The sequence below is a fragment of the Sphingomonas sp. Ant H11 genome (assembly GCF_000797515.1).
Taxonomy (GTDB): domain Bacteria; phylum Pseudomonadota; class Alphaproteobacteria; order Sphingomonadales; family Sphingomonadaceae; genus Sphingomonas.
This window is the reverse complement of sequence record NZ_JSBN01000120.1, coordinates 1-10,519: the sequence shown is the minus strand read 5'-3', so window position 1 is coordinate 10,519 and position 10,519 is coordinate 1. Positions and strand designations below refer to the sequence as shown.

Here is a 10,519-nt window from a genome sequence, read left to right as displayed (position 1 = left end):
ATCTGCGAGCGGGGCGCGGTCGCCATCCATGCTGTAGAGGCTTTCGACCGCGATCCACGCCCGACCCGTGCCGCCGCGCCGCCGCCACTCGGCAATCGCCTGATCGACCGCGCCCGCGTCATTATGCGGCGTGGCGACGCTTTCGGCGCGGGCGAGGCGCATGCCTTCATGCGCGCTGGCATGGATCAGCGCATCATGGACGATCAGGTCGCCGCGCTGCGGCAGCGTGGACAGCAAGGCGGCATTGGCGGCATAGCCGCTGGAGAAGAACAGCGCCGCTTCACTGCCGAAAAAGGCCGCGGCCTCGGCTTCGAGCGCTTCATGCTCGGGATCGTTGCCGCGCAGCAGCCGCGACCCGCCCGACCCGATCGAAACCCCGCGCGCCAGCGCCGCCGCCACCGCGTTGCGTAAGCGCTGCGCGCGGGCGAGGCCGAGATAATCGTTGGACGAAAAATCCAGCCCGGTGCGCGGTTGCAGGCGGCGTAGCCGCGCGGCGGAGTCGAGCGTGGTCAAATCGTTTTGCTGAGCGAGCAGGAGCGTCATCGGTCGGCCTATACCAAAGCTGGCCGATGACGCAAGCGCGCGCCGTCACATTTTGCGGCTCAGCGGTTGAGCGCGCAATCCTTCGGGGCATTCACCGGATTACAGCGCGCTTCGCCACCGCCGGGCAAACGAACGACATAATTGGTGCCATAGCCATTGCCGGGCTTGTAGAAATCGGTCGAGACGACCTGTGCGCCGCTGCGGAACGCCTGATTGGCGCGTGACAGATCGTTGACCTTGGCCTCATAGGTTTCGATGTCGGCGCGTGCACGCACCAGATAGCCTTGCGCGACGCGCTCGGGGATTTCCTTAGCGCGCAGCGTGGCATTGTCCATCAGCAGGAACGCGGCATAGCTTTGCCCCGGCGTCGCGCGCAGGAAGGCCGCGCGCCCCTCCAGATTGGGGTGCCCTTCATGATAGGCGGCCAGCGCCGCTGGATCGAGCGCGGTCAGCAGCAGGAACACGAACTTACCGCGCGATTGGCTGAGCGTTGGCCAATGCTGCGCCAGCACACCCGCTTCGAGCGTCGGATAGGTACCGCGCACCTGGTCGGGGGTGACCATATGGTCGCGTCCGATCACGTCGAAGATTGTGCGGTCCATTTCGTCGAACGCCGCGCGGTCGAATTTCAGCGGGGCGGTCGATCCCGGGAAGATCGGGAGGGCGTCGCTCTTGGCCTCGACCAGGATGAAGATCGGTGCATGGTTCGGGTGCGCGTCGGACCAGCGGCGGAGCTGGGTCAGGCAGGTGCGGAACAGATTGCAGCTCGACCGCACGTCGAAATCGGCGATGTGGAAGACCTTGAGGCCGGGCTTGTCCATGTCGGTCGCATCGCGCGGCTCGATCTCGCTATCGGCAATGCCCTTCGCCTTCAGCGCGGCATAGCCCGCCGGATGGGCGTAGCGCCCGCCTTCGGGATCGTGGTTGATGTCGAGCTCAAGGCTGCGCACCCCGGCGTCGAGCTGCGCGGTCAGCGAGGGGAAGCGATAGGTCAGCCCGTCGCTCAGGCTGCCGGGATTGGGATGATATTCCTCCCACGAGCGTTTCATCTCACCGGTCATGCGGCTGGTGAAGATGGCGAGTTGCGGCCCGATCGCCGCATCGGCCATCGCCAGCAAATGCTTGTCGACACCCTGCGAATAGCTGTTGTGCGTGCCCAGCACCTGGATCTGGTTCAGCCGCAGTTCGGCGGGGCGGTCCTTGGCACCGACGGTGGCGAGCGCGGTTACGGCGCAGGTCGCGGCAAGGCCGAGACCGAGAGCGATCTTCTTCATGCCAATATCTTTCTATAGCGGAAGAGGGGCAGGGCCGACGCGCGGTTGCGCATCGGCCCCGGCAGGATCAAAATTTGAACTTCGCGTAGCCGCCAACGGTGCGATAGGCGTTAGGCGACGTGTAATGCAGCAGGCCGAGCGCGCCGTAGATCTGCCACCCGGTGGAGAAATAGGTGTTGAACAGGTTGCGCGCATAGACGCCGACCTCGACCGTGTCGTTCACCTTGGCCAAGCTGAAGCGGGTGTTGACCAGGCCATAAGCCGGCACGAAGGCATAGCTGGAATTGGGCGTCTTGGTGCCATCGGCATTGCTCACCGCCGGGGCCAGCAAGTCCCCAAGCTGTGCGCCTGTCACCGTCTGCGAATCGCTGCGATAGGCGTAATCGACATGCGCCTTCACCTTCAGGTCCGCACTGACCTCGGTGCCGTAATCGGCGTTGATCGTGGCGGACCAGCGCGGCGCGTTGGTCAGCCGCGTGCCGGTGTAATTGGCGGTCGGGCTGGCGACATAATCGGTGAACTTGGCGTCGGTGAAGGTCACCGCGCCGCCGATCGAGAAGTCGCGCGTCGGCTTCACCGCCAGCGACGCTTCGAACCCGCGCGAGCGCAGGCCCGGCGCGTTGCCGATCGCCGAGGCGAGGATGAAGCCGCCGACGCCGGTGCTGACCGGGGTGAGGATCGTCGCCTGGAAATTGGTGTATTTCGACGAATAGAGATCGAAGTTCAGGCGAACGCGGCGGTTGAGAAATTCGGACTTCACGCCGACTTCCCAGCTTTTCACCGATTCCGGATTGTACGGATCATATTTGTTGCCGACAAAGGCGACGCCGCCGGGCTTGTAGCCGGTCGAATAGGACGCATAGACCATCACGTCGGGGCTGATCGTGAATTGCGGCGCGATCCGGTAGGTAAAGCGCCCACCCTTTTTGGAGCCCGTGCGGAAGTCGGCGGTCGGCGCGTTGCTGGTCGCGATGAAGTTTGGCGTATAGCCGCGATCGTCATCGGATCGATGTTGATGTAGCCGAGCGTCTGCCCGTTCCAATCATAATTGTAGCGCCCGCCCAGCGTAAGGCTCAGTTGCGGGGTGAAGGTGAATTTGGTCTGGCCGAACACCGCCGCCGTCTCGTTGCGGGCGTTGAACAGCACGGTATTGCCGAGCAGCTTGCCGGTGATCGGATCATTGGCACCGGTCAGCGCATACAGCGTCGGCGCGGGAACGCCGGCAGCCGAGATCAGCGGCGCGCCCAGCGTGCCCCATTGCACCTGCGTCTGCCGCGCATTGAGCTTGTTGTAGAAGCCGCCGATCAGATATTCGAAAAACTGCCCGGTCGGCGAGGCGAAATGCACTTCCTGGCTGAACTTGTTGGTCGTCAGCCGGCCGATGTTGAACGGAATGTAGGACGAGATCGTGTTCGGCAGCAGGTCCGCCGGGGTGTCGTTGCCATAGGCCGTTTCGCGATAGGCGGTGATCGAGGTCAGCGTGTTCCGCCCGATCTGATAGGTGACGTGGAGCGAGCCGCCCTTGTTGGTCGTGGCGATCGATCCGAGATAGCTGTCGGCATTGCTGGCGTTTTGCGGCCCGGGCGTGACGCCGAGCGCGATCATTTGCGCAGTGATTGCGGCCGACGGCGCATAGACCGATCCGGCCGGGCCGCCCACCGGGATGCGCACCGACGTATCGTAATGCCGGGTATATTCGCCGGCCAGGACGAATTCGAGCTGCTCCAGCGGCTGGTAGCGCAGCTTCGCGCGCACGCCATATTCATCGACCCGGCCAAGGTTACGGTTGAGCACGACATAGCGGCCCTTGCCGTCCTGCCCCTGTTCGAACGCCGACACGCGCAGCGCGGCATCGTCGCCGAGCGGAACGTTGACGGTGCCGTTGACGATGCGGTCGTTGCGTTCGCCATAGCTGCCGTAGAAATTGCCGCTGAGCTTGCCGAATTCGGGGCGGTTGGTGGTGATTGCGATCACGCCCGAAGTCGAGTTTTTGCCGAACAGCGTGCCTTGCGGGCCCATCAGCACGTCGACACGCGCCACGTCGGTCAGGCCGGTCAAGCCGTTGTCGCGCTGCGCGTCCATGACGACGTCATCGACGACGACGTTGACCGACTTGGAATTGGAAAAGTCGAACGACGTGCTGCCGACACCGCGGATCTGGAAGGCGGCACCCTGGGTCGGGTCATATTGCACGCCCGGCACGACATATTGCAGGTCGTCAGCGAGATATAGCCGGTCTTTTCGAACGCGGCACCGCTGACCGAAGTGATCGCGATCGGCACGTCCTGCGCCTTTTCGCGGCGGCGCTGCGCGGTGACGACGATGTCTTCCAGCCCGTCGGCCGGTGCCGTGCGCGTACCTTGGCTCGCGCTGGTACCGGTGCCCGTCGTCGCGTCTTGCGCGAACGCTTGTTCAGTAACGGTCCCGGCGCACAGGATGATCGCGGCGCTGGCCAAGAGTCTGGAAAGTGAGAGCGTATGCATAGTGTATTCCCCCAAATGTGCGCGCCGATTCGGCTGCGGGCATGGCGGTCCATTAGCGAGGGTCAATGACAAGAAAATTACACTTGTTCAGTTAATGCTGAGATCAATGCCGACGGCGATGCTGCCCCCACACGGGCACCGATCCGACAAATCTCGCCAGAATTCCAAGCGATACGGCCATCAGGCCGATTTCGGCCAAAGCCGGGCACAGGATAACCGGCGCAAACGCCTGTGCAGTGCCGCGCGCGGTATTTGGATCGAAACCCAGCAGCTTATACCCTAGGAACAGCACACCCGTGGCAAGCGCGCCGCAAAGATTGAAGGGAAGATGGAAGCCCGCATAATAAGCGGCAGCCCGTGCCTCGCCTGCATCCGGGCCGCCATCAGCGTCCAGCCGACCGCCGAGGAGGACGCGCAGCGCCATGAAATCGACCGCTGAGAAAAGCCCGAACAGGACGCTCCACAGCATCAATGGCACCGGCTGATGCGGCGGCAAGGCGATCAGTGCGGCGGCCATCAGCAGATTGGCCCATAAGGTAATGCGCAACAGGACAGGCGCAGACAGATGCCGCCTCAGGCGGATCGCGACGACAATGCCAAGCGCCGCGCATAGCGCCTGCACCAGAACCCCGGTCGGCCCCCAAGCGCGCAGGCCAAGGCCGGACCCGGTGATATACAGATACCCCGTGCTGGTGATCGCGGTATGTGCGCCGTTGAGCGCGAACAGCGCCGCAAGCCGCCGATTTTGCGGGCTGGCATAGGGAATGCGCAACGGATCGAGCACCGTGCGCCATCGCCACGCGCGCGCCCTGGCTTGGCGATCAGGGACCAGCGCGATCAGAAACCCGTGGGTTATTGGCGTCGCGACGATGATCACCAGCAGCATCGCGATAACCGGCGACCGCAACAGCCCGGTCTGGGCGACGCCGATCAGGGAAAAGCCGATGCCCCCGGCAATGCCGAACAGCGTCCGCAGCCCAAAGACGCGGGCACGTCCGATCGCATTGGCGGAGACCTCCAACGCCCAGGCCCCATGGGTGACGTTGCAGACCGCCCAGCCCATCACCAGCCCGGTCAGCGCCAAAGCGATGGTGCCCACCCCGGTCGACCGCGTTGCCTGCAGCAGCATCGTTGCAGCGAGCACGATCACTACGGTGCCGCCCAGCATCCACGGCGCGCGATGCCCGATTCGCGCCGATCCACGATCGCACAACACCCCCATCATCACCTCTGCCGGGATCGAGGCGAAGTTGGCAAGGGTGACCAGCCACCCCACCACGCCGATGGTCAGCCCAAGCTCACACGACAAATACGGGGCGAGGAAACTGTGGCGGGTGAGGTCATATCCCGCAAACACGAAGGTCGGCAGCGACAGCGCCAACAATTGCGCGCGCGCGGGTACGCTTCGGTCATGCACGCTGAACATCCACAGTGCCGCGGTAGCGCGGGGATGTGCCGTTTCGATGACGGTCGGGCGATCAGTCCGCTGGGGTGGTGCGCCATGCCGACAGCGCCGCGAAAGCGCGGAGATAATAATCCCGCTCGGGCAGCTTGCGCGCCATCGCAATCATTTGCATCCCGAACAGGGCGATCGAGATGACTTGCCCGGTCGCGCGATCAAAGCCCGGGGAATCGACAATCCCCAGCGATTCCAGATCGACCGCGCGGATATTCTCCCCGCGCCGCCGCCGCATATCGAGTGCGTGCGGGACCAGGCTCGGCTCGCGCACGCTGGCCAATGCGATCATCGATGTCGCCTTGATCAGGTCGCGCGCGCTGCTGTCGTCATTGGGCGCGACATTCGCAGCGCGTGCGCGGTCTCGATAGAGGTGGAAGCGTTGGATGACCGCGTTCAGCCCAGCCACCACCAGCGCGCCGCGCGCGCCGAAATGATAGACCACGGTCGAGGCGGGAACGCCCGCCGCCAGCGCGACCGAACGGTGCGTGACCATGTCGATGCCCTGCGAGACGATCACCTGCGCGGCGCTGTCGGCAATGCGGCGGCGCTTCGGGTCGTCGAGATCGGTGGTCGGCTGATCGCGCGATTCGAGCGCGGCGATCAGTCGAGGGATCGCGTCGGCCGCATCGTCATCGACCGGTCGGGGAAACAGTCCGTCGGCAAAGCGGTGCAAGCAATGGAGCCGCAGCAAGGTGTATGCCGGGTTTGCGCCTGCGCCGAGCGCGAAACCGGCTTCGTCGAGAATATAGCCCAGCGCCAGATCCGCCAGCCCCGGTGATCCGAACACCAGCGTCGACCAGAACGCCCCGGCACGGTCCAGCCATGCGTCGAGCAATGGCGACGCCGTCGCCTGCAGGGCACGGTCATGCACCAGTTCGATCAGCAGCAATGCCTGGCTGCGACCGGTGTCGAGCCAGTCGCGAAACGCGATGTCGGTAAGCGTGGCACGCCCGCGCGGGCCCGTCGGCACGGCGGCCGCAAGATCCAGCCAATGCGCGAAGAAACGGCCATCGCGCGCGGCCGCTTCTTCGATTACGCGGTCGATCAATTGCTCCTTGCTGCCCATGCGCGCCGAAATGACCGAGACGCTCATGCCGATCTTCACGGCAAGCGGGCGCAGCGTCAGCTCGGACAGGCCCTGGCGAACGATGATGTCGAGCGCGGCATCGACGATCGTGTCCACGCCGATGCCATCCTGATTGGCCGAGTGCTTCACCTGCATGGGCATTCCGTATCGCACGTCGCGCGGCACGTCACGACCGAACCGGCGACTGTCCGCATTCTTGATTGCGCACGCCGTTATTTACACCGCGTCATCCAGCGAGAAGCGGTCGTCATCCTCGTCATAGGCGAAGACTTCGGCATAGCGGCCCCACAGGGTGACCGTGCGCAGCGTTTCCTCGGCATAATCGGGCGACATATGGTCTTCGAGTTCGTCGCGGAAGCGGCGCGCCGGGGCGGCGTGGCCGGCGCGTTCGTCGAGGATGCGCTTGATGTGCTGCGCGAGCGGGACGTGCGCGAGCAGGGCTTGTGCGAACAGCGCCTTGCGCGTGTCGACATCGGCCTCGGCATAGCGGCGCGCCGAGGGGGTGAGCTGGATGTTGGCACCCTGCAATTCGGCGAAGCGCAGCAATTGCAGCGTTTCCGCCATCGGGAACAGATCGTCGATTTCGAGCTGGAGTTGGTCGGCAAGGTCGGCCATCGCCGCGCGGCCGTTGAACGGGCTGGCATCGACTTCCTCGATCAGACCGGCAAGCGAGTTGGTCGAGACGCGCGGCAGCACCATCTGGATGCCGGTGCCGGGGAACACGCCGTCGCGCGCCGGTTCGGGCGCGGCGCGCGCGGTCATGCGGGCATAAATGTCATCGACCAGCGCGCGGAACGGCGGGTCGAGCCGGTCGCGCGGTTGCGGCAGATCGACCTTGATCTCGGCGGCGACGCGGCCGGGGTTGGACGAGAAGACGAGGATGCGGTCGCACATCAGCACGGCTTCCTCGATATTGTGCGTGACGATCAGGATCGACTTGATCGGCATGCGTCCTTCCGCCCACAGATCGAGCAGATCGGTACGCAGCGTCTCGGCGGTGAGCACGTCGAGCGCGGAGAAGGGCTCGTCCATCAGCAGCAGCGACGGGTTGACGACGATCGCGCGGGCCAGGCCGACGCGCTGGCGCATGCCGCCCGACAGTTCCTTGGGATAGGCGTTTTTCGAAACCGTCGAGCCCGATCAAATCGATCGCGGCGAGCGCGCGGGTGCGGCGTTCCTCGGCGGGGACGCGCTGTGCCTCCAGGCCGAGCTCGACGTTCTGGAGGACGGTCAGCCAGGGGAAGAGCGCGAAGGTCTGGAACACCATGCTGACGCTGGGGGCGGCGCCGTTCTCGTCGGGCACGAAATCGATCGCACCTTCGTCGGGTTCGATCAGCCCCGCGATCGAGCGCAGCAGCGTCGATTTGCCCGAGCCGGAGCGGCCGAGCAGCCCGACCACTTCATTTTCGCGCAGCGTCAGGTCGACATCGTCGAGCACGAGCAGCCCGCCGCTGCCGGCCTTGCCGTAGCGGTGAGTGAGGTGTTCGACTTTCAGCAGCGTGTTTGCGGTGGCGGTGCGGGCGAGGGTGGCCATGGTCCGGGTCCAGTCTCTTGAAGGTCGAAGGTCAGGCGAGGCGCAGGCGGCGGTCGGCATAGGCATAAAGCGGGCGCCACAGGAAGCGGTTGAAGCCGATCACGAAGATCGACATCACCGCGATGCCGAGCGTCACGCGCGGGAAATCCCCGGCGGTGGTGGCCTTGGCGATATAGGTGCCGAGGCCATGCGCCTCGAGCCGCTCGCTGCCCCAGGACACCGCCTCGGCGACAATGCTGGCATTCCACGATCCGCCCGATGCGGTGAGCGCGCCGGTGACATAATAAGGGAAAATGCCGGGGATGGCGAGCGTGCGCCACCATTGCCAGCTGCGCACGCGGAACATGCCTGCCGCCTCGCGCAGGTCGTTGGGGATGGCGCTGGCGCCGGCGATGACGTTGAACAAGATGTACCACTGCGTGCCCAGCACCATCAGCGGCGACAGCCAGATGTCGATGTTGAGGTGCCAGTGGACGATCGCGATGACGGCGAAGGGGAACAGCACGTTGGCGGGGAAGGCGGCGAGGAACTGCGCGACCGGCTGCAGCCGCTCGGCCCAGCGCGGACGCAGGCCGATCCACACGCCGATCGGCACCCACACCAGGCTGGCCAAAGCGATCAGCACCAGCACGCGCGCCATGGTGATGAGGCCGAGGCCGAAGGCGGTGAACGCATCGTGCCAGGCGAGGTGACCGGCGACATAGCCGATCACCAGCCAGGCGGCGGCGAGCAAAGCGGCGGCGACCAAAGCGAGCCACAGGATCTGGCCGAGCGGGCTGCGCGCTTCGCGGCGGTGCGAGCGTTCGGCGCGGGCCGGGCGGCGGTCGATCGCCATCAGCAAGCGACCGAGCGCGGTGAAGGGGGCGAACAGCACGGGCAGCAGCTTGGTGCGGCGGAACAGATCATAGGCCCAGCTTTGCGGGCCGTCCTGCGAGGCGGTCTGTTCGAAGCGGAAGCGATCGGCCCAGGCGACGACGGGGCGGAAGACGAGCTGATCGTAGAGCAGGATCACCACCGCCATCGCCGCGACCGCCCAGCCAACCGCGCGGAAATCCTGCCGGTCGATTGCGAGCGCCAGCCACGATCCGATGCCGGGCAGCATGATCCGGGTATTGCCGACGCTGATCGCCTCGGACGCGACGACGAAGAACCAGCCGCCCGACATCGACATCATCGCGTTCCACACCAAGGACGGCGTGGCGAAGGGCAGTTCGAGGCGGATGAAGCGCCGCCACGGCGACAGCGCGAAACCGCGCGAGACTTCCTCCAGGTCGCTCGGCACCGAGCGCAGCGACTGGTAGAAGCTGAACGCCATGTTCCACGCCTGGCTGGTGAAGATGGCGAAGATTGCCGCCAGTTCGACGCCCAATTGCTGGCCGGGGAAGAGGCCCATGAAGAAGGTGACGGTGAAGGTCAGGAAGCCGAGGATCGGCACCGATTGCAGGATGTCGAGCGCAGGCACGATGACCATCTCGGCGCGCTTGCTCTTGGCGGCGAGGGTGGCGACGACGAAGGTGAAGACGAGCGATGCCGCAAGCGCTGCAAACATGCGCAGCGTGGTGCGGAGAGCATAAGCGGGCAGGTTCCACGGATCGAGCGCGACCGGGTCGAGCCGGAGCTGCGACAGCGGCTGCGCGACGCCCTCCGCCCCGCGCACGATGAGCACGCCGAGACCGGCAAGCAGCAGGAAAGCGATGGCGTCGGCCCAGCTTGGCGTCGTGACGCGCCAGAAGCGCGAAAAGGGCCGCACACCCCGGGCAATCTGGGGCATCTCACGCATTGTCTCACCTCACACGGGCGGCCGTCGACGGCCACCCCGGGGCGAGACTGATCGGATCAGGCTCGGCCGGGCGCCCCCGACGGCGCATATTGTCGACTACTGTCGCTTGGCATTTGCTTGTTTGATCCTGAGTGTCGGCGATTCGGCCGACGTCGGGCGATTGCTCCCGCACTGCAGCATTGTCAATCGCGGGCGGAGCGGGGGCTTTCGATCGCTGCGCTTTATGGATTCTTCACGGAAATGGGGTGCGATCGCCGGGGACTTTTTACGGCATGGGGGCGCATTCCGCTGCCATCATGACCCACCTTCCCGAACATAGCATTGGCGGTCCCCGGCGGCGTTTGCGGACGCAGCCGCGT

Annotated in this window: 7 protein-coding genes and 1 pseudogene; all 8 read right to left on the bottom strand. The window is 65.3% G+C overall.

Annotated elements, in window-relative coordinates:
* A partial coding sequence (locus NW75_RS18665; RefSeq protein WP_156143071.1) for an aminotransferase class I/II-fold pyridoxal phosphate-dependent enzyme occupies window positions 1-543 on the bottom strand: 543 nt, incomplete at its 3' end.
* A gap of 59 nt (window positions 544-602) precedes the next feature.
* Window positions 603-1,817: a Ca2+-dependent phosphoinositide-specific phospholipase C gene (locus NW75_RS18660; RefSeq protein WP_033966756.1), complete on the bottom strand. Its 1,215-nt coding sequence runs from the start codon at window positions 1,815-1,817 to the stop codon at window positions 603-605.
* Between the two features lie 67 nt (window positions 1,818-1,884).
* Window positions 1,885-2,790: a TonB-dependent receptor domain-containing protein gene (locus NW75_RS27535; RefSeq protein ID WP_269430355.1), complete on the bottom strand. Its 906-nt coding sequence runs from the start codon at window positions 2,788-2,790 to the stop codon at window positions 1,885-1,887.
* The gene (locus NW75_RS27530) at window positions 2,685-4,010 is read right to left on the bottom strand and encodes a TonB-dependent receptor plug domain-containing protein (RefSeq protein WP_269430354.1); all 1,326 of its coding nucleotides are present in this window, start codon (window positions 4,008-4,010) and stop codon (window positions 2,685-2,687) included. The genes NW75_RS27535 and NW75_RS27530 overlap by 106 nt, the downstream gene beginning before the upstream one ends.
* A 393-nt stretch (window positions 4,011-4,403) precedes the next feature.
* The gene (locus NW75_RS18650) at window positions 4,404-5,717 is read right to left on the bottom strand and encodes an MFS transporter (RefSeq protein WP_171010546.1); all 1,314 of its coding nucleotides are present in this window, start codon (window positions 5,715-5,717) and stop codon (window positions 4,404-4,406) included.
* Between the two features lie 61 nt (window positions 5,718-5,778).
* Window positions 5,779-6,981 (bottom strand): TetR family transcriptional regulator, encoded by a 1,203-nt coding sequence (locus NW75_RS18645; RefSeq protein ID WP_171010547.1) that lies wholly within the window; start codon window positions 6,979-6,981, stop codon window positions 5,779-5,781.
* An 81-nt stretch (window positions 6,982-7,062) separates the two neighbouring features.
* Window positions 7,063-8,380 (bottom strand): annotated as a pseudogene (locus tag NW75_RS18640) (ABC transporter ATP-binding protein).
* 31 nt (window positions 8,381-8,411) lie between these two features.
* Window positions 8,412-10,151, bottom strand: coding sequence for an ABC transporter permease (locus NW75_RS18635; protein WP_033966752.1), 1,740 nt, complete (start codon window positions 10,149-10,151; stop codon window positions 8,412-8,414).
* Window positions 10,152-10,519: the final 368 nt, after the last annotated feature.

Excerpts from the sequence above, each read along its gene's own strand:
- NW75_RS18645 (WP_171010547.1), bottom strand. The coding sequence starts at position 6,981 with ATGCAGGTGAAGCACTCGGCCAATCAGGATGGCATCGGCGTGGACACG.
- NW75_RS18660 (WP_033966756.1), bottom strand. The coding sequence starts at position 1,817 with ATGAAGAAGATCGCTCTCGGTCTCGGCCTTGCCGCGACCTGCGCCGTA.
- NW75_RS18635 (WP_033966752.1), bottom strand. The coding sequence starts at position 10,151 with ATGCCCCAGATTGCCCGGGGTGTGCGGCCCTTTTCGCGCTTCTGGCGC.